At 37.9% G+C, this 25,843-nt stretch carries 25 protein-coding genes and 1 pseudogene; 10 read left to right on the top strand and 16 right to left on the bottom strand.

The window, feature by feature from the left end; all coding sequences use genetic code 11:
* Positions 1-21: 21 nt before the first annotated feature.
* The 4 genes from ACQKMR_RS07490 to ACQKMR_RS07475 form a co-directional block, all read right to left on the bottom strand.
* Positions 22-1,299, bottom strand: a complete 1,278-nt coding sequence (locus ACQKMR_RS07490; RefSeq protein ID WP_427696720.1) for a histidine--tRNA ligase — start codon at positions 1,297-1,299, stop codon at positions 22-24.
* Between the two features lie 242 nt (positions 1,300-1,541).
* Entirely contained in the window at positions 1,542-2,306 is a 765-nt protein-coding gene (locus tag ACQKMR_RS07485) for a TIGR03943 family putative permease subunit (protein ID WP_427696719.1), read from the bottom strand.
* Positions 2,306-3,319, bottom strand: coding sequence for a permease (locus ACQKMR_RS07480; RefSeq protein WP_427696718.1), 1,014 nt, complete (start codon positions 3,317-3,319; stop codon positions 2,306-2,308). The genes ACQKMR_RS07485 and ACQKMR_RS07480 overlap by 1 nt, the downstream gene beginning before the upstream one ends.
* Before the next feature lie 226 nt (positions 3,320-3,545).
* Positions 3,546-4,217 carry a YdeI/OmpD-associated family protein gene (locus tag ACQKMR_RS07475; RefSeq protein WP_427696717.1) on the bottom strand — a complete coding sequence of 224 codons (672 nt, stop codon included), beginning with the start codon at positions 4,215-4,217 and terminating at the stop codon, positions 3,546-3,548.
* Between the two features lie 572 nt (positions 4,218-4,789).
* Between ACQKMR_RS07475 and ACQKMR_RS07470 the strand changes: the two genes are divergently transcribed.
* Both ACQKMR_RS07470 and guaC read left to right on the top strand, forming a co-directional pair.
* A complete protein-coding gene (locus tag ACQKMR_RS07470) occupies positions 4,790-5,293 on the top strand; it encodes a DinB family protein (protein WP_427696716.1) in 504 nt (167 codons plus the stop codon).
* A 481-nt stretch (positions 5,294-5,774) separates the two neighbouring features.
* Positions 5,775-6,758: a GMP reductase gene (guaC, locus tag ACQKMR_RS07465; RefSeq protein WP_427696715.1), complete on the top strand. Its 984-nt coding sequence runs from the start codon at positions 5,775-5,777 to the stop codon at positions 6,756-6,758.
* A gap of 596 nt (positions 6,759-7,354) precedes the next feature.
* Here guaC and ACQKMR_RS07460 read toward each other — a convergent pair.
* The gene (locus ACQKMR_RS07460; protein WP_427696714.1) at positions 7,355-7,693 is read right to left on the bottom strand and encodes a zinc ribbon domain-containing protein YjdM; all 339 of its coding nucleotides are present in this window, start codon (positions 7,691-7,693) and stop codon (positions 7,355-7,357) included.
* 238 nt (positions 7,694-7,931) lie between these two features.
* On the opposite strand from ACQKMR_RS07460, the gene ACQKMR_RS07455 reads away from it, so the two are divergent.
* The 4 genes from ACQKMR_RS07455 to ACQKMR_RS07440 all read left to right on the top strand — a co-directional run bounded on the left by ACQKMR_RS07455 (position 7,932) and on the right by ACQKMR_RS07440 (position 12,419).
* A complete protein-coding gene (locus ACQKMR_RS07455) occupies positions 7,932-8,621 on the top strand; it encodes a response regulator (RefSeq protein ID WP_427696713.1) in 690 nt (229 codons plus the stop codon).
* The gene (locus ACQKMR_RS07450) at positions 8,618-9,622 is read left to right on the top strand and encodes a sensor histidine kinase (RefSeq protein ID WP_427696712.1); all 1,005 of its coding nucleotides are present in this window, start codon (positions 8,618-8,620) and stop codon (positions 9,620-9,622) included. The genes ACQKMR_RS07455 and ACQKMR_RS07450 overlap by 4 nt, the downstream gene beginning before the upstream one ends.
* A 99-nt stretch (positions 9,623-9,721) precedes the next feature.
* Positions 9,722-10,483, top strand: a complete 762-nt coding sequence (locus tag ACQKMR_RS07445) for an ABC transporter ATP-binding protein (protein ID WP_427696711.1) — start codon at positions 9,722-9,724, stop codon at positions 10,481-10,483.
* Positions 10,473-12,419 carry an FtsX-like permease family protein gene (locus ACQKMR_RS07440; protein WP_427696710.1) on the top strand — a complete coding sequence of 649 codons (1,947 nt, stop codon included), beginning with the start codon at positions 10,473-10,475 and terminating at the stop codon, positions 12,417-12,419. The genes ACQKMR_RS07445 and ACQKMR_RS07440 overlap by 11 nt, the downstream gene beginning before the upstream one ends.
* A 107-nt stretch (positions 12,420-12,526) precedes the next feature.
* Here ACQKMR_RS07440 and ACQKMR_RS07435 read toward each other — a convergent pair whose 3' ends face one another.
* Positions 12,527-12,877 carry a hypothetical protein gene (locus ACQKMR_RS07435; protein WP_427696709.1) on the bottom strand — a complete coding sequence of 117 codons (351 nt, stop codon included), beginning with the start codon at positions 12,875-12,877 and terminating at the stop codon, positions 12,527-12,529.
* Between the two features lie 615 nt (positions 12,878-13,492).
* Between ACQKMR_RS07435 and ACQKMR_RS07430 the strand changes: the two genes are divergently transcribed.
* Complete coding sequence (locus ACQKMR_RS07430; protein ID WP_034309346.1) at positions 13,493-13,714, top strand: DeoR family transcriptional regulator; 222 nt, start codon at positions 13,493-13,495, stop codon at positions 13,712-13,714.
* 89 nt (positions 13,715-13,803) lie between these two features.
* Here the strand turns inward: ACQKMR_RS07430 and ACQKMR_RS07425 are convergent, their stop codons facing one another.
* Positions 13,804-14,526 carry a pseudouridine synthase gene (locus ACQKMR_RS07425; protein ID WP_427696708.1) on the bottom strand — a complete coding sequence of 241 codons (723 nt, stop codon included), beginning with the start codon at positions 14,524-14,526 and terminating at the stop codon, positions 13,804-13,806.
* Between the two features lie 124 nt (positions 14,527-14,650).
* Positions 14,651-16,252, bottom strand: coding sequence for a putative polysaccharide biosynthesis protein (locus ACQKMR_RS07420; RefSeq protein WP_427696707.1), 1,602 nt, complete (start codon positions 16,250-16,252; stop codon positions 14,651-14,653).
* A 205-nt stretch (positions 16,253-16,457) separates the two neighbouring features.
* Between ACQKMR_RS07420 and ACQKMR_RS07415 the strand changes: the two genes are divergently transcribed.
* On the top strand, positions 16,458-17,723 hold the full coding sequence (locus ACQKMR_RS07415) for an NAD(P)/FAD-dependent oxidoreductase (protein ID WP_427696706.1): 1,266 nt from the start codon (positions 16,458-16,460) through the stop codon (positions 17,721-17,723).
* 209 nt (positions 17,724-17,932) lie between these two features.
* Here ACQKMR_RS07415 and ACQKMR_RS07410 read toward each other — a convergent pair whose 3' ends face one another.
* Both ACQKMR_RS07410 and ACQKMR_RS07405 read right to left on the bottom strand, forming a co-directional pair.
* A complete protein-coding gene (locus ACQKMR_RS07410) occupies positions 17,933-18,247 on the bottom strand; it encodes an MGMT family protein (protein WP_427696705.1) in 315 nt (104 codons plus the stop codon).
* A gap of 24 nt (positions 18,248-18,271) precedes the next feature.
* A complete protein-coding gene (locus ACQKMR_RS07405; protein ID WP_427696704.1) occupies positions 18,272-18,829 on the bottom strand; it encodes an MEDS domain-containing protein in 558 nt (185 codons plus the stop codon).
* 120 nt (positions 18,830-18,949) lie between these two features.
* On the opposite strand from ACQKMR_RS07405, the pseudogene ACQKMR_RS07400 reads away from it, so the two are divergent.
* Positions 18,950-19,084, top strand: a pseudogene (locus ACQKMR_RS07400) (SDR family oxidoreductase); the annotation flags it as partial.
* Between the two features lie 240 nt (positions 19,085-19,324).
* Here ACQKMR_RS07400 and ACQKMR_RS07395 read toward each other — a convergent pair.
* The 4 genes from ACQKMR_RS07395 to ACQKMR_RS07380 all read right to left on the bottom strand — a co-directional run bounded on the left by ACQKMR_RS07395 (position 19,325) and on the right by ACQKMR_RS07380 (position 22,732).
* Positions 19,325-19,510: a sporulation protein Cse60 gene (locus ACQKMR_RS07395; RefSeq protein ID WP_427696703.1), complete on the bottom strand. Its 186-nt coding sequence runs from the start codon at positions 19,508-19,510 to the stop codon at positions 19,325-19,327.
* A 66-nt stretch (positions 19,511-19,576) separates the two neighbouring features.
* Positions 19,577-20,659 (bottom strand): tartrate dehydrogenase, encoded by a 1,083-nt coding sequence (locus tag ACQKMR_RS07390; RefSeq protein ID WP_427696702.1) that lies wholly within the window; start codon positions 20,657-20,659, stop codon positions 19,577-19,579.
* 463 nt (positions 20,660-21,122) lie between these two features.
* Complete coding sequence (locus ACQKMR_RS07385; RefSeq protein ID WP_056521725.1) at positions 21,123-21,434, bottom strand: rhodanese-like domain-containing protein; 312 nt, start codon at positions 21,432-21,434, stop codon at positions 21,123-21,125.
* A 269-nt stretch (positions 21,435-21,703) separates the two neighbouring features.
* Positions 21,704-22,732 (bottom strand): NADH:flavin oxidoreductase/NADH oxidase, encoded by a 1,029-nt coding sequence (locus tag ACQKMR_RS07380; RefSeq protein WP_427696701.1) that lies wholly within the window; start codon positions 22,730-22,732, stop codon positions 21,704-21,706.
* Positions 22,733-22,924: 192 nt separating this feature from the next.
* Between ACQKMR_RS07380 and ACQKMR_RS07375 the strand changes: the two genes are divergently transcribed.
* Positions 22,925-23,368 carry a MarR family winged helix-turn-helix transcriptional regulator gene (locus tag ACQKMR_RS07375; RefSeq protein ID WP_427696700.1) on the top strand — a complete coding sequence of 148 codons (444 nt, stop codon included), beginning with the start codon at positions 22,925-22,927 and terminating at the stop codon, positions 23,366-23,368.
* Between the two features lie 180 nt (positions 23,369-23,548).
* Here the strand turns inward: ACQKMR_RS07375 and ACQKMR_RS07370 are convergent, their stop codons facing one another.
* Positions 23,549-24,391: an aldo/keto reductase gene (locus ACQKMR_RS07370; RefSeq protein WP_427696699.1), complete on the bottom strand. Its 843-nt coding sequence runs from the start codon at positions 24,389-24,391 to the stop codon at positions 23,549-23,551.
* Positions 24,392-24,537: 146 nt separating this feature from the next.
* Positions 24,538-25,755, bottom strand: a complete 1,218-nt coding sequence (locus tag ACQKMR_RS07365; protein ID WP_427696698.1) for an MFS transporter — start codon at positions 25,753-25,755, stop codon at positions 24,538-24,540.
* Between the last annotated feature and the right edge of the window lie 88 nt (positions 25,756-25,843).

The raw sequence follows: 25,843 nt of genomic DNA, 5'->3' as shown, positions 1-25,843 counted from the left end.
TAGACATATCATTGTAAGTCGTCAATACATATACGGAAAAGATGCCTCTTCCCCGGTTTTCAAATCCTTTATTTTAATGATATTCGCGTTCACTTCATTTTCACCAATTATCATGACAGCCTGAATCCCTTCTTTGTTTGCCCTATCCAAGGCCTTACTTATCTTTTTGCCTGTTAATTCGACTTCCACTTTGTATCCCTTTTGACGGTATTCTTTGGCCACACCTAATGCTTCTTTTTCCATACCAATTGGAATAATATAGTAGTCAAGATTAGAAACATTTTTCGTTTGATTTCTTCCTTTCAAAGCAGTTAAAATCACATCCAGACCAAAAGAAATACCCACAGTCGAGACCTTATCATTTGTACCTGCAAGCCCGCCGATTGCATTGTCATATCTTCCTCCACTTCCAATACTCGACTTTAATTCGCCGTCTGCAAGGAAAATTTCATATACCGTTCCAGTGTATATCTCAAGTCCTCTAGCTAAAAATGGATTAAAGATGCAGACATCCTCAAGTTGTAAGTATTTCAATAACCCTTTTAACTCCGATAATTCCTTTACTCCTTCTTGGAGTATAATATTGTCTGTTGCCAAGCTTTTGAAGAAATTCAAATCAATTGTTTCCCCTTTATTCAGCCAACTTCTAATTGCATTGATCGTTTCAACTGCCACTTGTTTTCTCTCTAACTCCTGTGAAACACCCTCTATCGATATTTTTTCAAGTTTATCCAAAGTTAATGTCACATCAGCTATTTCTGACTTAGAGACACCCAGTACTTCAAGCATGCCCGCTAATAGCTTCCGGTTGTTATATTGAATACGCACATCTAAACCCAATTTCTGAAATGCCTCAATCGCCATCATCATTAGCTCTGCCTCCGCCGCCTGTGATTCCACGCCAACTACATCAACATCGCATTGGGTGAACTCACGAAACCTCCCTGCCTTAATTGGACCATCCCGAAACACTTTTCCGATCTCATATCGCTTAAACGGCTTCCTTATTCCTGGATTCATCGCGACGACCTTTGCAAAAGGAATCGTTAAGTCATAACGAAGGGCTAATTCCCGCTTGCCCTGATCAGTCAGTGTGTACATTTCTTTTAAAATTTCCGCTCCTCCTCCATATTTCGAAGAAAGTAATTCGGTATAATTCAAAATTGGTGTTTCAATTGACTGACATCCATAAAGAAGGAATACACCCTCTAAAGTCCTTTTAATCTGATTACGAATTTCCTCATCTTGTGGTAAATAATCCTGTGTACCTTTCACATTTTGATAAGCCATCTTCTTCATTAAAACTCCTCCTTTTGTTAGAAAAAAATAAAAAACCGCATCTGATTAACTTACTAATCAAATACGGTTCATGATAAATAGCTTTCCTATTCACGATTTTTTAGCAATCGGATAGCAAAGCTACTTAGTATGATGATGAAGTTGTGAATTCATAAAGGTTTTTCCTTCTTCCATTTTCATCCACCCCTAATTAAAAGGTATTGTAACACACTCTATTAAAAGGAACAATATCCCATAATAATCTACTGAATAATCTCCACATTTTCATACAAATAAGCTTCTTCTGGGGCTTTTATTTTCTTCGACTCTTTTAAATCAATAACTGGTACGGCTTCACCTTTATAACTTCCTTTTTTTAATGTTCCTGTAATGGTGTACCAATCATTCGTCTTCATATTTTTCACATTTCCGTTGACCATATAGCCATATAACGTCGCGTCGACCACACAGCAGGACATAGAGAGGCGGGCGATGGCCACTTGTTTTTCGGTAAATGAATCTTCACGATAAATAAACCCAGAAAGCTCTATTTCCTTCCCCTTAATTGTATCGAGGTTGTTCAGCAAATCATCCAATACTTCAAAGTAATTGTCATCAGTGACAGAAATCATTTCACTGTTCACATGTTTCCCTGCATCATATGAACTTACTAAGGGAGTCTGTTGCTGCACCATCCCTCTTTTAGCCAGCACTTCTCCGCTTAATGTAAAGTCCGTCAAAATGAAGCCAAGCATAATTGGAAGGAAGAACAAACTATATTTCAGGACCTTCATGGACGGAGAAGACTCTTTATGGGATTCGCACTCACAATTATGCACGTGCTGTTTTTGTTTTTTCATATTCAGAAGACTGATCACTAAAAAAGCAAAAAGCGCAGCCAACGCATATGGAACCATTTTGGGTGCTATTAATTTCGTTAAAGAACCAGAAACATACAATTTAAAAATCATAAGACCCAATCCAAGTAGTAACAGTCCCTCAAGTCTTTGAATAAAAAAGCTTTTCATTAGAAGCCCCCCTTACTAATCAATACACCAGCAAGCAGACACAGACTGAAGACGACTGCGAAAACAAGCAGGACATAGGTGACAACAAAACTCCTTTTAAAACAGGACAGCATAATCAGAACATTTTTCAAATCCAGCATTGGACCAAATACAAGGAAACCAAGGATCGAACCCGGTAGGAAACTATGAGAAAAGGAGGCGGCAACGAATGCATCTGCTGATGAACAGAGCGAAAGTACAAACGCGATTCCCATCATCAGTGCCGTACCTTGAATCGGCGTCTGACCGATATCGGCCAAAATAGTCCGATCCATTAACACTTGAAATACACTGGCAAACAAGGCTCCGATGATAAAGTATCTGCCGACCATAAAAAATTCCTGTGAAGTGTGATCGAGAAAGCTTGTCCATTTACTAGGCTCAGGAGTAACGTGATCATGCTCGTGAACATGTTCTATCTTCTCCTCTTTCACCACGTCTTTACTACAAAATATATAAATGAATAAACCTACAACGACGGCCGTAATAACACAGAGAATGATTCTTCCGTATAGAATGGACGGGTTATTCTGAAAGGCATAATAAGTTGAGCCGAACACGATGAGATTTAAGATTGGGGCGGTAACGAGTAAAACAACACCTGCATGAACCGGGACACCTTTCACAATTAACCTACGTACGACCGGTATGATTGCACACTCGCAAACCGGGATAATCAGTGCTGCCGCAATCGCAGCAAAAATAGCTGTAGTAGGTCTTTTGGGAATCATCCGCTGAATGATTTCTTCACTAACAAACAACTGGATAATCGAAGATGCAATAGCACCCAAGAACAGAAAAGGAATCGATTCTAAAAACAACCCCAAAAAGACAACCATCACCGAATGAAGCATCGGGTAGGCTGAGAAATCAAGTGCTTTTGGAATAAACACATCGCCTAGAAAAAAGAATGCAAGCATCAAAAACAACAGAATCAATAACAGCAGATTGCCCGTGTATCGTTTCATAAGCATTTTTTAACCACCTTTACAAATCATAATTATTACGATTTAAGTTTTGATTCGGTCTAGTATATGTGTTTGATAGGCTGAACATGACAAAAAACAGAGAACAAACTAGCCTCTCTGTTTCAAGTTGGAGCTTTCTATATTTATGGTAAGGATTATAGATTATAGATTCTAGCTAAGTTCATTCTTGATGAACTACAGAAGAAGAAAAGTAGAAGGCATCGTAATACACTTATTTATCTCTTCTATATAAATCCCGACTCTTATAACCCTCTCCAAGAATTAATTTCATTTCTTCCCGTCGTTTTACTTTTGTCGCCTCTTGTTTAGCACTATACACATAACGAGCCCAATCTTTACGGTACCCTGGGGTGAGTGTTTGATAGAACACAAGTAAATCCGGAGAATCCTGCAAGTCTTTCTCTATCTCAGAAATCATCTCGATATAATCATCTACGCATTGACTTGCTTTTGCAGATGGTTGGTTTTTGCTTCGGGAATCTTCTTTTAGACCGACAACCGTAAAGACTTCATCTAATCCAACCATACGTGAAAACTTAAGGTTACTCGTTCCAACATAACCATTTTCATCTGCACCTAGCCCAGCTAATAAATCATCGCGATGAATAAACGTTGGATACACTTTATTCCCCTTCTTGGGATAAGCTAAAAAGATATAGCCGCTTTTATTCAGATGATTTTTTTCAATCACCTTGTTTACGATTCCTTTTAAAGACTCCATATCTAATACAAAAGCAAATATAAGATCATATGTACTTTCAGTAAGCTCTGTATCATATTCCGCTAACTCCGCCAAATAATCTGCACCATTTGGTAAATGCAATACTGCTACCTTTTTATATTTTTGTAAATTTAATTTTTCAACTATTGTTTTAGCCATCATTATCCACCAGTCAAATTTAATTTAGTATATCTTTAGTGTAAAAGTTCCCTATTTCATTCGCAACTTTTCCGATTCAAATTAGAAAGTCTAATCTATCTAGTGCAATTAATTATTTAAAAGGCAAAAAAAGAGGAGGGAATTAGTCTCCCGCCTTTTCTATTTTAATTGCTTTAAGGAAAATATTAACGGTGGTATAATTTAGAAGTAATTAATTCCAATGCCCAGCTTCTTCTTCGAGTTTCTTTCTTCCTTTGAATGCTAGAATAATCAATACTAAATTGATGGTCAACATAATAGCAATATGTATAGCTGCCTGTAAATTCAAAGATATATCCGTATCCTGGTAAAGCGACAATCCCGTTTAATCACTTTTCTGTCAATCCACCCATTTTTCTCTAAAATAGCCTCCAATCTGTTGAAACCTAAAATTTTTATTCTTTTAGGAAATCAGGGAAACCACCTAATAGGTGAAAGATTTTTTATATAAAAAGAATATACAATTTGGATTTAGGCGTGTGAATCATGACGAGTGATACATTCAAAAACAGGGTGTCACAAAAGGGGAGGTTCGTATGAATTTTATAGAGTATGATTTATTATTCGAATCGAGAAACCAGCTAATAGAGGAAATTACAGAATTGGAGGACAAGACACTAAATCAAAAGCCTGTTCCTGAAATATGGAGCATCGCCCAAATTTGCCATCATTTACATCTTTCTGAACAGGTAATTACTGAGGCTATAACAAGTGGTATTCGGGATAGGGATTACAAAAATATCATTCAAAAAAATATTTACTTAGTTGCTGATATGAAAAAAAAATTCAAATCTCCTGACATCGTTTTACCCTCTCTAAAACCTTTTCTATTATCAAAAATTATAGATTTACTGGCTGAATCAAGGGATCAATTATTACAGGTTCTTTATGAAATGGATGAAGATATTGTTTTAAATAGAAAGAAAGCCAAACATCCTATGTTTGGGGACCTATCTTTGGATCAATGGATTGAATTATTATCCTTACATGAGCAAAGGCATACCAAACAGATACAAGATATAAAATTCAATATTATGTAATCCCTTCAATCGCAATGTCACCTTAGACTGTTCTTCATCAGCTGTATTGCATTCTAATTGGAGGGCTTTCACCCAAAATAGTCAGCTCTTTCTTATTTAATATCTAGTCCATTTGGTTTACACGACAAATTATCAAATTCAATCATCATCATGTTACAGTTCATCATGATTAATTAAATGAGATTTTTTATAATAAAGACATTCAGCTGCAGAGTGTCTTTATTAGTTTTGCACCTTAGCATCATTCTATTTTTTTTAGGTTCTTTGATATGGCCAAATATCAGTTTCCTCTATGTTAATTATACGATAATGTACGTTTAAGTTACCCCTCTGTCTATCAATTTGTCATAACTTTTCTGAAGTGAAACATATATAACTATTAAAAAATTTTGACTTACTGAGAAAAATGATGTACATTACCTAGTGGGCGAACAATTTTTATATAAAAATACAAAAATATTCGTATATAGAGGTGCATATCATGGAAAACGTGTTTGATTATGAAGATATTCAATTAATTCCTGCAAAATGTATAGTAAATAGCCGTTCTGAGTGTGATACAACTGTAACCTTAGGTAAACATACATTTAGGTTACCTGTGGTCCCTGCAAATATGCAAACGATTATAGACGAAAAGGTTGCCATTTACTTAGCAGAGAATGGTTACTTCTATGTGATGCATCGTTTTGAACCAGAAAAGAGACTATCTTTTATTAAAGATATGCACTCACGTGAATTAATCGCATCTATTAGTGTGGGCGTCAAAGAAGAAGAATATGGTTTCATACAACAATTATCAGATGAACATGTTATCCCAGAATTCATTACGATAGATATCGCACATGGTCATTCCACTGCTGTTATAAATATGATTCAGCATATTAAAAAACACTTACCTGAAACTTTTGTTATTGCAGGAAATGTGGGAACTCCAGAAGCAGTAAGAGAATTAGAACATGCTGGCGCTGATGCTACAAAAGTAGGGATTGGACCAGGGAAAGTATGTATCACTAAAATTAAAACTGGATTTGGAACTGGTGGTTGGCAATTAGCTGCACTTCGTTGGTGTGCAAAAGCAGCAAGTAAACCTATTATTGCTGACGGTGGCATTCGCACACATGGTGATATTGCTAAATCAATTAGATTCGGTGCCTCTATGGTTATGATTGGTTCATTATTTGCTGGACATGAAGAATCTCCAGGAGAAACAATTGAGAAAGATGGAAAGGCCTTTAAAGAATACTTCGGTTCAGCTTCGGAATTTCAAAAAGGTGAAAAGAAAAATGTTGAAGGCAAAAAAATGATTGTCGAGCACAAAGGATCTTTAGAAGATACATTGAAAGAAATGGAGCAAGATCTTCAGTCCTCTATTTCTTATGCTGGCGGAAACAAGTTAGAAGCAATCCGTAATGTAGATTATGTTGTAGTTAAAAATTCAATCTTCAACGGTGACAAGGTATATTAAGATTATTATATTTCACAATCTGGTGAGCAAGATACTTTATTAAGTACTTGCTCATCTTTACCTTATTTTACAGGAAAGCAATGAATGTTTAAATATATATATGGATTTTCTTTATTTTGTCAATTGAAGTTTTTACCCTCTTTTCATTCTGCATTTTCAATACAAAAAGTTTACATAAAGCCCCTGTTCTAAAAGCCAAGCACAAGGTACACCGACAGACCATATAACTGAGTAGAATGTAAACCCCAGCATTATTGATAGAATCTTCCGTAATAATCACAACTTAGCGGTAAGGACAGCCATGAAAACTCTCCATCTATTTTTTTACAACTATTTCTCCAAAAGTGAACTTCAAACTGATATTCACAAAGAAAAGCAGTTAATTTCCACATTATAACGAAACTATAAAGTTGGAAAATCGTTCGACTTTGATGGGAATAAATAAAGTTATATGTATTTATTTTGGTAATATATCGAAATATTATTATGATTCAGAAGGGGCTATTCAATCGACTTTTCATAAACTAAAAAAATCCTGGTAGAATTTCAAAATCTACCAGAATTGATAAAAGAAAAACATTTCGGTTCTGTTGCATTTATACCTTTTTAACAAATTCAGATTTTAATTTCATAGCTCCAAATCCGTCAATTTTGCAGTCAATATCATGATCTCCATCAACTAAACGTATACTTTTTACTTTTGTACCTATTTTTAAGACTGATGAACTTCCTTTTACTTTAAGGTCTTTGATTACTGTTACAGAATCACCATCTTTTAAGACATTTCCATTTGCATCTTTGATAATTTTTTTATCACTATTTTCAGTTTCTAATTCTAAAGTCCACTCATGAGCACATTCTGGGCAAACAAAAAGACTTCCATCTTCGTACGTGTATTCTGAATTACATTTTGGGCAATTTGGAAAATCAGACATAATTTCATTTCCTCCATTCGTTATGGTTAATTCTAATATAATAGTGTTATCCATACAACCGTTAATAGTCGCCCATGATGTCACGGTATTTCTCAATCCGTGTTGATTCCACAGTCCCTTTTCCCGCATACATTAAATGTTTCTTCAAGTGCTGGTACTAAAATGATCCCACTCTATAGAACCCATAAAGGTTTTACTATATAATTTTAAGGAAAAGCTGAAATGTGTGGTGAATCATTTGTTTAAACTCTTATTAATAGAAGATGATACAACGTTATTCAACGAGATTAAAGATAGATTAACGCAATGGTCTTATGGTATTTATGGGATTAGTGATTTTAGTAAAGTGATTCAGGAATTCACAGACATAAAACCTGATTTAGTCATTATTGATATTCAATTGCCAAAGTTTGATGGATTTCATTGGTGCAGAATGATTAGAAATCATTCAAATGTTCCCATTATCTTTTTATCCTCACGCGATCATCCTACTGATATGGTGATGTCTATGCAGCTTGGTGCTGATGATTTTATCCAAAAGCCCTTTCATTTTGATGTGCTCATTGCAAAGATACAGGCTACTCTTCGTCGTGTATATAATTATAATACAGAAAAGATCGAGTTAAAAACATGGTGCGGTGCCACCGTGGATTATGAGAAAAATACAGTCTCAGCTGATACAGGGTCCATTGAACTGACAAAAAATGAAATTTTTATATTAAAGAAGCTTATTGAGCAGAAAAATAAGATTGTAAGCCGGGAAGAATTAATCAACAGCTTATGGGATGATAAACGCTTTATAAGTGATAACACCCTTACAGTCAATGTGAATCGTTTACGGAAAAGACTTGATGAACTTGGTTTAGGGCGCTTTATCGAAACGAAGGTTGGACAGGGATACATTGCTGTGGAAGAGGCAATTATATGATTAAAAAATATGTAGTGGAAAGATTCAGCTGGATCATTTTCTACATACTCCTTCATCTATTTATCATCTTTGTCGCTTTTATTGATTCGGCAATTCCACTAAAGCCCATCCTCTATATTGTCTTTTTATCGATGATTATGTTCAGCATCTTTTTAATTGTCCGTTACAAAATAGAAACGAGATTCTATAAAAGTTTAGAAGATCGGGAAGACGATCTAGATACAACAAATATCGCCGATCCAGACAGCCCTTTTGAAAGAATCATTGAAAACAGCATCATGAATCAAACCGAATTTTTGAAACAGTCTGCTTCACAAGGTCAAATGACTTTAGAACAGGAGAAAGATGAATTATTATCTTGGATTCATGAAGTGAAAACACCCTTGACGGCCATGCATTTAATGATTGACCGCTTAGATAATGAATTGCTTAAGTCTCATTTGACGTATGAGTGGCTGCGCATTCATCTCCTTCTTGATCAACAGCTCCATCAAAGGCGTATGCCTTTCATCGAAAATGATTTGTATATTGAGAATACAGATTTGGAAACCATAATTTTTGATGAGATTAAAACGTTACAATCATGGTGTATTCAAAAAGGGATTGGCTTTGATATTCAATTAGAAGTGACAGAAGTGCTTAGCGATGCCAAATGGCTGGCCTTTATAGTTAGACAGCTCTTAACAAACTCCATAAAATATAGCGAAGGTTCCGATATCATAATAAAAAGCTTCCTAAAAGAAGAACAAACTATTCTTGAGATGAAAGATTTTGGACGAGGCATCGACCCAAAAGATATATCCCGCATTTTTGATAAAGGATTTACATCCACGACAAACCATCGTGACAATGCGGCAACTGGCATGGGTTTATATTTAACCAAGAATGCAGCCGAGTCCCTATTCATCTCCATTGATGTAAAATCAGAGCTTGGAACAGGAACGACTATTACTTTAACCTTCCCAAAAAGAAATGAATTTGTGGATATCACAAGCATGTGACAAAAGTGTCACATGCTTTTATTCTTTGTTCGCCCAATCGAAGGAAAAGATATACACAGCCTTTTATAATAAGGATATAGAAAAAAGGGAGTGTATCATATGAATATATTAGAAGCTAAAAAAATCCATAAAAGTTATGGCAATAAATTTAATAAACAAGAAGTATTAAAGGGTATCGATATAAGCATACAAGAAGGTGAATTCGTAAGTATCATGGGTGCATCCGGTTCAGGAAAAACGACTTTGCTGAATGTCCTTTCTTCGATAGATAAAATCAGCAACGGCACCATTACGATAGATGGAAAAGAGATTTCAGGTATGAAAGAAAAGAAGTTGGCCGAATTCCGGAAGAACCATCTGGGCTTCATCTTCCAAGAATATAACTTATTAGACACACTAACCGTCAAAGAAAATATCCTTTTACCATTATCGATTACAAAAACACCAAAAAATGAAGCGGCACAAAAGTTTGATACCGTAGCGAAAGAGCTGGGCATATCTGAAGTGAAAGACAAGTATCCAAATGAGATTTCCGGTGGTCAAAAACAGCGTACCTCTGCTGCACGGGCTTTCATCCATGAGCCGAGCATCATTTTTGCTGATGAACCGACTGGAGCTCTTGACTCTAAATCCGCTTCCGATTTATTAAACAAACTGAGCGAAATGAATCAAAAGCACAAAGCGACCATCATCATGGTAACACATGATCCTGTGGCGGCCAGTTATTGCAGCAGAGTCATTTTTATTAAAGATGGACAAATATATACACAGTTGAATAAAGGAGAAGAATCCAGACAAACCTTCTTCAAAGACATCATGAAAACACAAGGTGTATTGGGTGGGGTGCAAAATGAGCATTAATCAACTCATCTTTCGAAATCTGAAAAAGAATCTGAAGAACTATTATCTGTATGTGTTTGCCTTAGTCTTCAGCGCATCCCTTTATTTCGCTTTTGTCACATTGCAATATGACCCATCAATGGATAAAGCGGAAGGTTCAGTCAAAGGGGCCGCCTCCATTAAGGCTGCATCGATCCTGCTTGTCGCTATTGTTTCCATATTCCTTTTATATGCCAATAGCATTTTTATCAAACGACGCAGTAAAGAAATTGGTTTATTTCAATTGATAGGCATGACAAAGAACAGGATATTCCGTATCCTGAGTGTGGAAAACTTAATCCTATACTTCTGTTCTGTATTCCTAGGAATCTTTGTAGGATTTGCCGCTTCCAAATTAATCATCATGATTTTATTTAAAATTACTGGGGTTCAAGCAATCGCAACCCTTCAATTTTCTTTTCAGCCACTTATTCAAACATTGATTGTCTTTAGTGCAATCTATCTTTTCATCATGTTGATGAATTATGCCTTCATTAAAAGGCAAACCATTTTATCCTTATTTAGAGTGACTTCTATGACAGAAGGAAAAGTGAAAAAAGTTTCAATGTTTGAAATGATCATCGGAGTATTCGGGATTATCCTGATCATCGCTGGCTATGTAGTTTCATCCAAATTATTCGATGGGGCTTTCTCACAAATGACCGAGCTTTTTATGGCCATGATCTTCATTCTGGCATCCGTCATCATCGGGACCTACCTATTTTATAAAGGGTCCGTAAGCTTTATCTTTAATATCGTTCGTAAAAAGAAAAATGGATATTTGAATATCAATGAAGTATTGTCCCTTTCATCCATCATGTTCCGGATGAAATCGAATGCGATATTATTGACCATCATCACGACCGTTTCTGCTCTTGCGATTGGTTTATTATCTTTAAGCTATATCTCCTACTACTCAGCAGAAAAAATGGCCGAAACCTCTGTCCCTTCAGATTTTTCAATGACGGATATGGAAGATGCCGATACATTTAAACATGCATTAACAGCAAGTAAAATTGATTATGACGAAAAGGTGATTGATGTCATTCAAGTGGATGTCAATGTAAAGGAAATAATGGAGACAAGCCTCGAGAGTGTGAACTTTGATCCGGACATCATGACTGTTCCCGTCATCAGTGATGAATCCGTTAAAGGAATCAACCTCGCTGAAGATGAGACCCTTTTCAGCGGATACAGTAATATGATGGAGAAGGTCATGTCCTTGAAGGATTCCGGAAAGATTGAGCTGAAAGGCAAACACGAAGTGATTCCGCAAACATATATGGGATTGAATGATGATACCATCGTGTCCTATTACTTCACGAGTGGCGGTTTGCCCGTTGCCATTGTAGACCAAACGATATTCGACCGTTTGAAAAAGGATATCGACCCGAAAATCCAAAAAGTATCATCTGTCAACATCGGAATTGATGTGAAGGATGAAGCTGAACTTGAAAAGGCGAATGATATATTCAATGAAATGAGTTTTAAAGAAGAATATGCGAATGATTCCCAATTAGAAATGTTCAACAACCAGAAGAAGAATATGGGTCTTATCATGTTCATCGTCGGCTTCTTGGGATTAACCTTCCTCGTCACATCCGGCTGTATCCTATATTTCAAACAAATGGATGAAAGTGAAAGTGAAAAATCAAATTATACCATTTTAAGAAAGCTAGGATTCACACAAGGTGACTTACTAAAAGGAATCCAAGCAAAACAAGTCTTCAATTTTGGAATTCCTTTAGTCGTCGGGCTGCTTCACAGTTATTTCGCAGTCCAATCAGGATGGTTCTTATTCGGGACCGAAGTTTGGACACCGATGATCATCGTTATGGCACTATACACGGCATTGTATTCGATCTTCGGAATTCTATCCGTTTTTCATTACAGAAAGGTCATTAAAGAATCACTTTAATGTCGAAGATGCTAAAAGCTCCAGGGACCATGAGGCCCTGGAGCTCAAACTGTAGGCAAATTCGATTTTCATCGAGTTTGTCTACAGCCTGATTCGCTCAATCAGATTTAATTAATAAATAAAAATAACTTCATATGATATTTCTCAAATGTTTGTTGACTCTTTTCCGTATAGTCCATCCACTTCACTTTTTTACATCTTTCCTCTAATCTTTCATTCAGTTCTTCTTCAATTTCATGCATGAAACGAATGATTTCACCATACGGCATATTAAAATGACGAGCAGCGAGGCGGGGTGGGGAATGCTTTACCAGTAATCTCATAAAGTGATCGACCGTGTCCGCTTTAGAAGCGAGATAATCTTCTTCATTCACAATGAATTCATACACTTGTTTTTTCACGTCAGAAAGTTTGCTCACCTCGTCACGCAATAAAAACTCCATTAAACTTTCGTTCATAAGACTCTACCTCGAATTTGATTATATTTAAACTCCTTGAGATTATGTATGAAAAAGCTATACTGCACAACACCTCATTATGACATCGTAAACGTTACCCATCAAGCAAATCATATCCTCAAACACAAAGCGTAATAATTACGATTTAAATTCTATATGTAAAGTAACATGTATACTACCCTTAGTCAAGGTACTCAACAAGCTGAGCAAGTTTCTATGATTGATTAAATGATTGGTCTTTACATGTACAAAATATCCTAAAATACCATGCTTTATGATCATTTATTTATGTAATCATCAACTTAATGCATATTTTGCAATGTTTCATGTAAAAATATGAGTATGAATTAAATAATTAGCTCTATTATTATTTACTGTAATATTTTTGTTAAAATTTGATATAATAAATGTAATATTTAGTCAATTTCCAACTTTTTATAGAATTTGGTTTTGTAAAGGAGTAAAATAAAGCTAATGACATCTTGTTTTTCTAAATGTTTCCGAGGAGTTATAGGGTGGGTATAGCAAGTACATAGTGACAGCTGAAATGCTGTCCAACATATCGGTTGTTTTCATTTGTTCAGAATAACAATGAAAAGAATAAGGAGTGATTTTTTGAAACCTTCAACAAATCGCATGTTAACCCGTATTAAATCCGTTTATATGTTCATTAGTAATAACGGTACGGTTTCTACTCAAGAGCTTGTAGAAGAATTTGGCATCACTCCTCGAACTGTACAGCGCGATTTAAATGTCTTAGCTTACAATGACCTTGTTCAAAGCCCAAGCCGTGGCCTTTGGACGACAACAAGTAAAAAGGTAAAGATGTCATCTTAAAAAAGAACGACCACCCGAAAGAAAATCGATATGTAAAATACGTTTGAGGCGGACATAATTGTCCGCCTCATTTTTTCTTACTTATTATATTATTCAGTCGGCTGACCCGCTTTCAGTTGTTCGATCTCTTCTGCTGTTAGCTCCCTGTATTCGCCAAGTTCAAGTTCTTCATCAAGCTGCAAGCTTCCCATAGAGAGACGCTTCAGATACACGACCCGTTTTCCAACGGACTCAAACATCCGTTTCACTTGATGGAACTTTCCTTCCATAATCGTCAGCTCAATATCCGATGTAAGTCCTGATTTTAAAATATTTAATTCACCTGGTTTTGTTTCGTACCCATCATCTAGGGTCACACCTTTGCGGAATGCCTCGATATCCCGTTCCGTTACTTCTCCATCAATGACCGCAAAATATGTTTTAGGAACATGTTTCTTCGGGGAAAGCAGTTGGTGGGCAAGCTTTCCGTCATTCGTGATCAGCAATAAACCTTCTGTGTCCTTATCCAAACGCCCGACTGGGAATGGTTCGAAAACCGAATCCTCTGGCTCTAATATGTCAATGACCGTCTCTTGGTGTTTGTCTTCAGTAGCTGACAACACGCCTGGCGGCTTATTCATCATTAAATATATAAATTCTCTATATTCAACCCGTTCACCATGAACCGTTACGATTTCTGTCTTAGGATCCACTTGTTCCTTCGGGTCCTTCAGTAGCCGTTCATTGACCTTGACGGCTCCAGATTTCAAGAGTTTTTTTACTTCTTTTCTGCTTCCGTAACCAATATTAGATAATATCTTATCAATTCTCATTATTTCCTCCTAAAGCCTATTAAGTAAAAAGCCTTGCCCACTATAATGACAGGCAAGGCCAAAATATTTCAATCCGGGATTCACTTTATCATACCCTTTTTCTTACACATCAAACTTCTATCTTTTATAATCCTAATTTAGCTTTTAACCGATCGATCCGGGTACCGAACAAACGATGGGCAAGCTTGCTTTTCAAAGAAAGCGCCGCATAAATGAGGGCTCCAAAAGTCGCACAAACGGCACAAATCAAAATCGCCTGGAAGCGCCCTTCCGTTGTAAGCCACAGAGATAACAAACTGTTCATACCCCAAACAGCAAGTCCCATTATCGTTGAAAACACCGTGATAAGCACGGTCCTTCTGATGGTAAGGCCGTAACGATAGCCTGTAAAGTAGGTAATGACGTACATATTCAGCACGACTGCTGCTAAGTAGCCGAATGCCGTGGCATAAACGGACCCTTCCGTTTCAAACATCTTGATCATGGGGATATTCAAGCTCAACTTAATTAAAAATCCAACAAGGAGGCTGAGCACCGTATATTTTTGCTGATTGATCCCTTGTAAAACAGCCGCCGAAATGGAAAAGAGCGCAAATAAAATCGAAACTGGCGCATAGGCCTGCAGCACACTGATTCCAAGTGGATCATGACTGTAAAAGGCACTATAGATTGGATCCGCTAGCACCGACATACCAACGACTGCTGGAATCGTAATGAACAACAAAATTTGAAAGGCCTGGTTCAGCTGGCGGTTGAACTCGTCCGAATCCTCGCTTACATATGCCTTCGTCACCGAGGGAAGAAGTGCCATCGAAAACCCGGTTGCAAGCGTCATGGGAATCACGACAAGCTTTTGAGCATATACATTCAAAACTCCAAGAGCATCTTCTGCGACATGCTGTAATCCGATGGATGCCATTGCTTTATTAAAAGACAACAAGTCCGCAAACTGAAACAATGGCATCGCGATTCCGACAAAAATGAAAGGAATCGAAGAAAGAAATATTTCTTTATAAATCTCCGGCAGGGAAATTTCCATCGTTCCCCGGTCATTCTCCATCAGACTATCTAAATGCGGTTTTTGTTTTTTCCAATACCAGAATAAAACAACCAAACCGCCGACCGCTCCCACAGTAGCCGCGAATGTAGCAACCTGGATAGCCTTCACTAACTCTCCATCTAGGACATTTAAAACAACATACACACCTGCTAAAAGAAACACGATACGGACAATTTGTTCAACAACCTGCGATATGGCCGTTGGTTCCATCGCTTCATGTCCTTGAAAGAAGCCGCGGATGATACTCATGAACGGAACAAAGATCAAAGCGAAGCTGACTGCCCGTATGACAGCCGTGATATCTCTTATATTTGCCTCATCGACACCAATACCTCTGGCAAAAACCGGTGCTATTGTAAACAGAATCAAAAAGGCAAGGAAACCGGTAACTATCATTAATTTTAGACTTGATTTAAATAGCTTTTGCCCAACTGCATACTCCTCGAGCGCATTATACTTCGAAATGAATTTAGAAACAGCAAGCGGCATGCCTGCCGTTGCAAAGCTGATGAAAATGGTATATGGAACGTACCCATATTGATAGAGGGTAGCCCCTTTATTCCCAACCATATGTTCAAATGGGATGACATAAAATAAACCAAGAACCTTGGAAATAATCGCTCCCAGCGTTAATATAAAAGCCCCTTTTAAAAATTTAGACGACATCTAATCCCATCCTGCCTCTGTCAGTTACGTTTCACACGCTTATTATCTTATCATAATAAAGTAATTTTTCTATAGAAAACTACTCTCAAGTTTATCGTTTTCGAAGATAATACACAAACAAATAATTTCTCTTTTTCTACATTCGCAATCTGACGGGCTCTTGCTATATAATGAAGGGACTGAAAATGATAAAGTGGTGATCAATTTGAAATATGATGTAGTGGTAATTGGCGGCGGTCCTTCCGGATTGATGGCAGCAATTGCAGCCGGAGAAAAAGGGTCACATGTATTGTTAGTGGATAAAGGCGAGAAGCTTGGAAGGAAACTTGCAATCTCGGGCGGTGGACGCTGCAACGTGACGAACAGGCTCTCAATCGATGAAATCATTCAGCATATCCCTGGAAACGGGCGATTTTTATACAGTGCTTTCTCAGAATTTAATAACGAAGACATTATTCAGTTCTTTGAAAAATTAGGCGTGGCTCTAAAAGAAGAGGATCATGGCCGGATGTTCCCGGTCAACGATAAAGCGCAAAGTGTCGTGGATGCCCTTTTAACGCGCCTCTCAAATTTAAAGGTAACCATTTACAAGAACTCTCCAGTTGCTGAGGTCCTCTATGAAAATGGAAAAACAAGCGGAGTTCGGTTAAAAGATGGACAGACCATTGACACAGATGCAGTCGTGATTGCTGTCGGTGGAAAATCAGTTCCTCACACCGGTTCAACCGGGGATGGCTACGCATGGGCTAAAAAGGCGGGGCATACGATTACCGAACTGTTCCCGACTGAAGTACCTGTACTTAGCCATGAAACATTCATTAAAGATCGAACGCTTCAAGGTCTCGCGCTTCGGGATGTTTCATTGAGTGTGCTGAACCCAAAAGGCAAGGCTCTGATTACACACCAGATGGATATGCTATTCACCCATTTTGGTGTCTCTGGTCCAGCAGTTCTAAGGTGCAGTCAATTCGTTGTGAAAGCGATGAAAAAATGGAACCTATCCGAAGTTACAATGAAACTCGATGCCCTTCCTGATCGAAACAAGGAAGAAGTCTTCCAGGACATCATGAAAGAAATCAAAGCCGAGCCGAAAAAGGCCATAAAGAATACATTAAAAGGTCTAGTTCCGGAACGCTATCTACACTTCTTACTTGAGAGGAGCGGTATCGACCTTCAGGAACAAGGAGCGACGATTTCCAATGAAAAAATTCGCCGCTTCGCCGAACTATGTAAGGACTTCCAATTTGGAGTACATGGCACCCAGCCGCTTGAAAAAGCCTTCGTCACAGGCGGCGGCGTATCCGTAAAAGAAATCCATCCAAAGGAAATGGCCTCCAAACTAATGGACGGACTGTATTTCTGCGGTGAAATTTTGGATATACACGGATACACAGGCGGCTATAACATCACATCAGCATTAGTAACCGGAAGGCTAGCCGGCATGAATGCTGCCGTATATGCTCGTTCATAATTTAAGAAGAGGCCGATCCTTTGGGATCAGCCTCTTCTTTTTGAGGGAATTCGTCCATCATATCGAGTATTTCGGCCTTCGCTGATTTAATTCGTCCTTCACGTCGAGTAATTCGACCTTCACGGAATTAATTCGTCCTTCGCGCCTTTATTCCGACCTTCGCTGATTTATTTCGACCACAAACCCGATTAAGAGCATTCAATCCACCATTAAAAACCCTCAGGATGATAGCGATACACTTCTAGATCAATTGTATCCCGATCTGTGAATGTGACTCCTTCGCTTTCTAGCATCAATTTCTGGTGGGATGCAGCACCTTCTGCTTTTATACCAATCTCACCCTTAGCATTGATCACCCTATGCCAAGGAAGGTTATATTTTCCGCTGCTAGAATGAAGAATCCTAACAACCTGCCTTGCACCGCGCGGACTTCCAGCCAGTTGTCCAATCTGCCCATATGTCATCACTTTTCCGGCGGGAATATATTGAATAATCGTAATCACTCGTTCAGTAAAACTCTCCAAATCCCTCACCCCTAATTAGTGATTTCAGTTAGTTAAAATCGTAAATTTTTCATCGGTTAAGAGAACTCTATGATATTTAATCAAGTTTGATTTAAGCGTAGCAGGCACTCTGCAATCATCATAAGCACAAACAGAAATCAATCCTCGTTCAGTAATCAATTTATCAATACCTTTTTCATATTCACCTATTGCATCCATAACTTGGTCTTCATTTCCCCATTCAACATGTCCCCAGGTTCTGACGAACATATTCCTTTCAGAATATGTATCGATATTTTCCAAGAAATAATTAACCATCGTTGAAGGATGGAAATCACCATGAAAACAGTAAAAATCAAAATTATTAATATGGTGCACTTTCTCCAATTGCTCCTCATTTAAATGAAGCTGCAATTTCTTATATACGAGAGGAAAGATTCGATCATTTTCGACGACCAAGATATGATCCCCCTGCTCAATACCGGAAATAATGAACATAGCCTCATTCTCCATGTAGGTTTCCAGTTCATTAAAACAGTATAATATATGGCCCCCGTTCGATTGCTGTATATCTTTAATCAGTTGTTTCATATTGTTATCCAAAATGGATCTCCCCTTTTAATACACCAGTCACCACAGTGTATTATGTCTAACTTTACCTATTATTCGCGTGTTTGTAAAATTCATATAATCTGTTTTCACTAAATAATATACAAATTGTATGTCGGCAATCCAATGGAACGCCAAGGCCAGCCCTTTGAACTTGCGCCAACCTTTGTCTATCTTGCTTCCGATGATTCACGTTTCGTTACCGGACAAACACTTCATGTCAATGGCGGGGAAGCTACATCATCCTAATGGCTCTCCATAGTAATCTAGGATTTACCCTTAGCCTAGACGACTTGTTCATTTTTCATTGATTAAAGTCTGTAACTCCTCCAAAGATTATATTAGGGCTTAGGAGCATGTCTTTTGCGAATCCTTTACTTGGTTGTAGAGCTACAAAATTAGACTACCTCAGTTCGCTCGGTTAAGAAGCAAAGGTAGTCTAATAATGGTTATATAGATATGACTTAAAATGATAGGGTAGTTCAGACTTTATCTTTGCTTATAAATAATCATCGCGCTAAAGCAGTAAATCTGTTTCTCTTCCTCTTCACCTGTAGTGGCAACATTGTATTTGATATCGACAATTTGATTATCACGGATGTCTTCAAGGAAGACATTCATTTCATCTTCTAAATCCTTTTCATGCTCATAATCAAATAATTTCACTTGAATCATCGGCTCTCCCCTGCCCTTTTTACTATAATGATAGTTATTGAGCAGGATTCCCATTTTCCCTTAAAATTATACCTGACTGGTTTTCAAAGCGGATAATAAAGCCACTACTTCATTGCCGACTTCTTCTGTAGAAGCTACCCCGCCCATATCAGGAGTTAAGGTCTTTTTATCAACCATTACCTGTTCGATCACATCTAATACTTTTGCGCCCCAATTTTCATGTCCAAAGAAATCAAGAATCTGACTCGCTGACCAAAGAGCAGCAAGTGGATTGGCAATGCCTTTATGCGCAATATCCGGCGCTGAACCATGAATCGGCTCAAACATCGAAGGATAGATTCGCTCCGGATTTAAATTGGCTCCGGCCGCCAGACCCATTCCTCCTGCAATAGCTGCACCTAAATCGGTGATGATATCACCAAACAAATTGGATGTGACAACGATTTGAAACCGTTCCGGCTGTTTGACAAAAAACATGCTTGCCGCATCGACCAAATAGGAGTGTGTTTCTACATCAGGATATTCCAGTCCAACTTCTTCAAAAACCTGATCCCAAAAAACCATCGAATAATTCAATGCGTTCGCCTTACTTATACTAGTTAGTGTTCTTCCTGTTTTACGCGCCAGTTCATATGCATAGCGGATGATCCTCTCCGTTCCTTTTCGCGAAAAGACCCCCGTCTGCAGCACCACTTCTTCTGGCTTCCCTTTGAATAACCAATCACCAGCACCTGCATATTCGCCTTCGCTGTTCTCACGGATGACTACCATATCGATTTGATCACGCGTAACGTCCTTTAACGGACAAGGTGCTCCCTGAAGCAATTTAACAGGTCGAACATTCACATATTGATCGAATTGCTTTCTGATTTTCAGCAGAAGTTCCCTTAGTGAAATATGGTCCGGAACGCCAGGATAACCGACAGCCCCAAGATACACGGCTTCAAACTTCTTAAGCTGCTCCATACCATCGTCGGGCAGCATCTTCCCATGTTCAAGATAATATTCGCAGCCCCAAGGAAAATATGTAAACTCAAATGAAAAATCACCAGCTAATTCAGCTACTTTGTTTAGTACTTTCACGCCTTCATTGATCACTTCGGGACCAATTCCATCTCCCGCAATGACCGCTATTTTATAAACCTTCATTCAACGGACGCTCCTTTATCTATATTTTCAGATTTCAACATCCTAATTTTAACATATAATCCCCTTTTTCCTCTTTCAAACTCAGCCAAATTCCCGTATTCAACTGCTTCACCTATAAAGCCGCTAATCTTCTATTTGAAGTTGGAAGAGAGAAGAATCTTTTAAAGAAATCTATCTCGGAGCCACTACGCAATTTTTATAAAAAGCTTGGATTTAAGAGTATCTGTGTTGAGGAATCGCCAGAGGTTTTTCCAGTTTTAAAGTTGATAAAAAGTTGACTAAAGACAAAAGGGCCCTTTCATGGTGAAAGGGCTCCTGCATCATGCCTTTAAATATGCGCGTCTTTCCGCATATTCTCGGCATTGTGAACAAACTGTAATCTTTTTACTTTCTTTATTGTAATAAAACGTTACGTTCTTGGATTTCCGCTTACAAAAGAAACAAGTTTTTTTGAAAAAAACCATTACTTAACGATAACTTCGCCGTCCCATTCCAGCATTCCGCCAACCATGTTTGCCACTTTATAGCCTTGTTCCTGAAGATAATGGCACACATTTTCACTGCGGCGTCCTGAACGGCAGATAAAAATATATTCTTTCTCTTTATCAAAATAGTCAAGGTTGGCTGGGATATCATTCATACGAATATGTTTAGCGCCTTCAATCATTCCTTCTTGCACTTCTTCGTCTTCACGTACATCAACAAGCTCCATCGCTTCGCCTGCCTCAAGCTTAGCTTCAACTTCTTCTGTTGTAACGATTTTGATTTCTTCCATACTTAGCACCTCAAATTATTGTTTAATTTTTCTTATTTATTATAACAAATATTCCAGCCAAACATTACTTTATGGATTGTGTACTTTTAAGGTACACATACAACGCTAATTGAAAATGCGCGTTCTCTTTTTTCTAAAGCACCCATCTTTTATTTTTTCTATATTCATTCTTGATAAAAGCGCACCTAACAAGACAGCTGATTTAAAAAAATAAAACGCCAGCGAATATCCTTTTCGCTAGCGTTTTATTTTGAACTAATGAATCATTCTTAATGTCTGAAACCTCGCTCATATTGTTTAGGAATATCAACTTGTTTATTCAAAGTTTTAGATGCTTCTAGAGACCAGTAAGGGTTGCGTAACATCCCTCTTCCTACGGCCACCAAGTCTGCTTCTTCATTTCCAATGATCGAGTTTGCAAGAATTGGATCATCTAATCTACCTACAGCAATCACTGGAATATCCAAAGCTTTTTTAATTTCCCTAGCCAATGGCGTTTGATAGCTAGCATGCGTGCCCGGTCTTCCGTCTGCTCCAATCGGGCCCTCTCCGCCAGAGCTGACATGGAACATATCCACACCGGCTTCTTTAAAGACTTTGGAAAACTCAATACTTTCTTCCAGACCGTATCCGCCTTCCACGTATTCTTTTGCAGAAATACGCATAATTAAAGGCATATCAGCTGGCATTTCGCTTTTCACTGCTTTAATTACTTCTACTCCAAATTTGGTTAAGTCTTTTCCGTATTCATCTTCACGTTTATTCGTAAGTGGCGATGTGAATTGGTGAATTAAATATCCGTGTGCCCCATGCAATTCAATCACGTCAAAGCCTGCTTGAACGGCTCTTCTAACTGAGTTACGGAATTTATCGACCATTTCCTTAACTTCTTCCGTCTCCAAAGCTCTTGGTGTCTTAAACGTTTCGTCAAACGCGATGGCTGATGGTGCTACCGGCGTTTCTGCATCCTGTGCTTTACGCCCCGCATGAGCAATTTGGATACCGATTTTAGCACCGTATTGATGAACTTCTTTAACAATTTTAGCAAAAGCTTCAACTTGATCATCAGACCACAATCCAAGATCACCATTCGAAATACGTCCATCCGGCTCTACATCGGTCATTTCCACTATAATTAATCCAGCTCCGCCAACTGCTCTGCTTACATAATGATGAAGATGCCAATTTGTAGGGATACCATCCTCAGCTTCGACAGAGTATTGGCACATTGGTGGCATAACAACCCTATTTTTAAGTTCAAGCTCTTTTATACGATAAGGTGAAAATAAATGAGTCATATTTTTTATACTCCCTTACAGATTATTTTTTAATGCATGCACATGCATTTATATCATTTGGATAACATTGTGTCAATTAATCAGATTCTCTTGAACACCTAATTCGGATGTTGTAAACGTTATCCTCTGTTGGTACATTTATTTATGTTTATGTTATATTTAAAATAAGCAATCAGAGGTAGGCGAAAATAATTGTCCAGTGAACAAAACCTTATAAATACATGGCTATCCTTTACTCATATTCATGCCGAGCTCTCAAATGATCTTGATAGAGTGTTGCAAACAAGGCATCAGACGACTTTAAATGAGTTTTATGTTCTATTATTTTTATCGAAAACACCTGAAAAAAAATTGCGGCTTTTAGAATTACAACAGTTAGTAGGCTTAAGCCAAAGTGCAATGTCAAGACTTTCTGTAAGAATGGAAAATAAAAGTTGTGGTGTCATTCAAAGGCTAGGATATGAAGATGATCGCCGTGGTGTATGTGCAACGATAACAGACCGAGGAGAGTTACGACTCCAAGAAATACTAGCAACGGTTAATGAAACACTTGAAAAATCTTTACAAACCAGTGATATCGACACTGCACTGAAATTCTTTATTAATGTAAAGAACAGTATCCAGGAGAATGAATAATAATCACAGTATGACCTATCTAGATATCACTGTATAGGTTACTAGAAATTTTGCGTCCCGTTGATCAAAATGCGGGCTTTTTTCCTTTGTCCGACTTCCTATATAAGATCATGAGAAGAAATAAAAAACCGTAAATGAAAAGGAGATAGACGCACACGCTCGTCTATCTCCCCACATTAATTAAAAGTCGAAATTGTCAGGATCTGGACCAACCCGATGATTCTGATTCAATTCGCTGATTCGGTTCATATCTTCTTCCGTTAATTCGAAATCAAATACTGATGAGTTTTCCACAATGCGGTGTTCTTTTGTTGATTTTGGAATCGTTACAATCCCATTTTGTAAATCCCAACGTAAAATGACTTGTGCAACAGATTTTCCATACTTAGTCGCAATTTCTTGTAATACCTCATTATCCAGTAATTCACCTTGCATTAATGGAGACCAAGCTTCTAATTGAATGCCTTGTTCCTTACAAAATGCTTGTACTTCTTTTTGAGTCAAGCGTGGATGACATTCAACTTGATTGACCATAGGCTTCACTTCTGCGTCCTTCATTACGTCTTTAAGATGATGAATCTGGAAATTACTTACTCCGATTGCTTTTACTTTTCCTTCTTTATAAAGAGTCTCTAGGGCTTTCCAAGCTTCTTTATATTTTCCTTCAACAGGCCAATGAATCAGATATAAATCTAAATACTCTAAGCCCAGTTTCTTTAAGCTTGTTTCGTAAGCTGCGATTGTGGATTCGTATCCTAAATCGGCATTCCAAACTTTTGATGTTACAAATAAATCCTCTCTTGAGATTCCAGCTTCTTTTAACCCCTCGCGGATTCCTTGTCCAACCCCTTCTTCATTTTCGTAAATTGCTGCCGTATCAATGCTGCGATAGCCATGTTTAATCGCCACTTTGACCGCATTTACTAATTCTGGACCTTCTTCTACTTTAAATACACCCAAGCCAAACCAAGGCATTTTAACACCGTTATGCAACGTTGTTGTATCTTGTAAATTTTTCACCATAATCAATCTACCTCCAAATTTTTTTAAATTGAAATCATATAATGCCCTAAAGGATCATTACATCCCTTCAAGGAATCTTCCGCATTCACTGAAGGGATGCAATGATCCCTTGATATATTAGGAAATAATTAATAAGGTTACTTACCCTAACACGCTTCACCTGTTTTACTATTCCCTTCCTGGTTTCTATCTTTTCTTTCGAGAACTCGACTCCACCCTGTTAAAATTACGGCTGCAAACACCATCACTCCACCAATCCACGCTGTATGGATGAGCCCGATAGAATCCGTAATGATTCCACCTAAGTAGGCACCAATAGCAATTCCTGCATTAAAAGCAGCGATATTGATAGCAGACGCCACGTCAACTGCACTCGGGACAAAACGCTCAGCAAGCGTCACTACATAGACTTGAAGTCCTGGCACATTCATGAAGGCAAATAACCCCATTAAAATAATAGTAATTAAACCAGCTGCCTTAAACGGAGCAGTGAAAGATAAAATTACAAGTACAATAGCCTGTATAAGAAACATATAGAATAGGGCATTAATAGGATTGCGATTAGCTAGCTTTCCGCCAATTGTGTTCCCTATAGCAATGGCCACTCCATATACTAGCAAAATTACGGCAACTGTTCCTTCTTTAAATCCTGTCACCTGCTGTAGCAAGGGAGATAAATACGTAAAGACAACGAATGTACCTCCATATCCTAATGCTGTAATAATAAATACAAGCAATAAGCGACCATTTGTTACTAATTTGATTTGATCACGGAACGTGGTGCGAGTAGCTTTTTGTAAATCAGACGGAACAAGGGTGCTGTTCCCAATAAAAGCAATTATCCCGATTACCACAATAATAATAAAAGCATATCTCCAACCAAAATGTTGCCCTATAAAAGTCCCAAAAGGAACACCTGTCACAGTCGCTACCGTTAGCCCTGTAAACATAATGGCAATCGCACTTGCTCTGCGATTTTCAGGCACTAAATCTGCTGCAATCGTAGCACCTATAGACATGAAAACACCATGAGCTAAGGCCGAGATGACACGGGCTGTCAGTAATACTCCAATGCTAGTAGCACTAGCCGCAAGCGTATTTCCAGCAATAAAGACAATCATAATCCAAAGTAATAAAGATTTGCGAGACATATTAGATGTTAGAGATGTCAGAATAGGTGCTCCAAACATCACCCCTAAAGCATATAAGGAAACTGTTAATCCGGCAGTTGTCACCGTAATGTGTAGATCTTTTGAAATTAGTGGTAACAGTCCCACACTAATAAACTCTGTTGTTCCAATTGCAAAGGCACTGATTGCTAAAGCCAGCAATGCCAACGTACTTCTTTTTTTATCTATAATCATATTATCTTCTCCTCCTAAGTGATTTGGTCTATCATGAAATTGCTGAAAGCAATAAAATGTAAGTGATAATCTGTCGACAAATGTTATT

Origin of the sequence: Peribacillus sp. NPDC096540, assembly GCF_050278525.1 — a bacterium.
Lineage (GTDB): Bacteria > Bacillota > Bacilli > Bacillales > DSM-1321 > Peribacillus.
Note: the sequence above shows the minus strand (reverse complement) of the source record. Positions and strands in the feature narration are given on the sequence as shown.

Coding starts and splice junctions, on each gene's coding strand:
- ACQKMR_RS07490 (WP_427696720.1), bottom strand. CDS start 1,299: ATGAAGAAGATGGCTTATCAAAATGTGAAAGGTACACAGGATTATTTA.
- ACQKMR_RS07485 (WP_427696719.1), bottom strand. CDS start 2,306: ATGAAAAGCTTTTTTATTCAAAGACTTGAGGGACTGTTACTACTTGGA.
- ACQKMR_RS07480 (WP_427696718.1), bottom strand. CDS start 3,319: ATGCTTATGAAACGATACACGGGCAATCTGCTGTTATTGATTCTGTTG.
- ACQKMR_RS07475 (WP_427696717.1), bottom strand. CDS start 4,217: ATGATGGCTAAAACAATAGTTGAAAAATTAAATTTACAAAAATATAAA.
- ACQKMR_RS07470 (WP_427696716.1), top strand. CDS start 4,790: ATGAATTTTATAGAGTATGATTTATTATTCGAATCGAGAAACCAGCTA.
- guaC (WP_427696715.1), top strand. CDS start 5,775: ATGGAAAACGTGTTTGATTATGAAGATATTCAATTAATTCCTGCAAAA.
- ACQKMR_RS07460 (WP_427696714.1), bottom strand. CDS start 7,693: ATGTCTGATTTTCCAAATTGCCCAAAATGTAATTCAGAATACACGTAC.
- ACQKMR_RS07450 (WP_427696712.1), top strand. CDS start 8,618: ATGATTAAAAAATATGTAGTGGAAAGATTCAGCTGGATCATTTTCTAC.
- ACQKMR_RS07445 (WP_427696711.1), top strand. CDS start 9,722: ATGAATATATTAGAAGCTAAAAAAATCCATAAAAGTTATGGCAATAAA.
- ACQKMR_RS07440 (WP_427696710.1), top strand. CDS start 10,473: ATGAGCATTAATCAACTCATCTTTCGAAATCTGAAAAAGAATCTGAAG.
- ACQKMR_RS07435 (WP_427696709.1), bottom strand. CDS start 12,877: ATGAACGAAAGTTTAATGGAGTTTTTATTGCGTGACGAGGTGAGCAAA.
- ACQKMR_RS07425 (WP_427696708.1), bottom strand. CDS start 14,526: ATGAGAATTGATAAGATATTATCTAATATTGGTTACGGAAGCAGAAAA.
- ACQKMR_RS07420 (WP_427696707.1), bottom strand. CDS start 16,252: ATGTCGTCTAAATTTTTAAAAGGGGCTTTTATATTAACGCTGGGAGCG.
- ACQKMR_RS07395 (WP_427696703.1), bottom strand. CDS start 19,510: ATGATTCAAGTGAAATTATTTGATTATGAGCATGAAAAGGATTTAGAA.
- ACQKMR_RS07390 (WP_427696702.1), bottom strand. CDS start 20,659: ATGAAGGTTTATAAAATAGCGGTCATTGCGGGAGATGGAATTGGTCCC.
- ACQKMR_RS07385 (WP_056521725.1), bottom strand. CDS start 21,434: ATGGAAGAAATCAAAATCGTTACAACAGAAGAAGTTGAAGCTAAGCTT.
- ACQKMR_RS07380 (WP_427696701.1), bottom strand. CDS start 22,732: ATGACTCATTTATTTTCACCTTATCGTATAAAAGAGCTTGAACTTAAA.
- ACQKMR_RS07370 (WP_427696699.1), bottom strand. CDS start 24,391: ATGGTGAAAAATTTACAAGATACAACAACGTTGCATAACGGTGTTAAA.
- ACQKMR_RS07365 (WP_427696698.1), bottom strand. CDS start 25,755: ATGATTATAGATAAAAAAAGAAGTACGTTGGCATTGCTGGCTTTAGCA.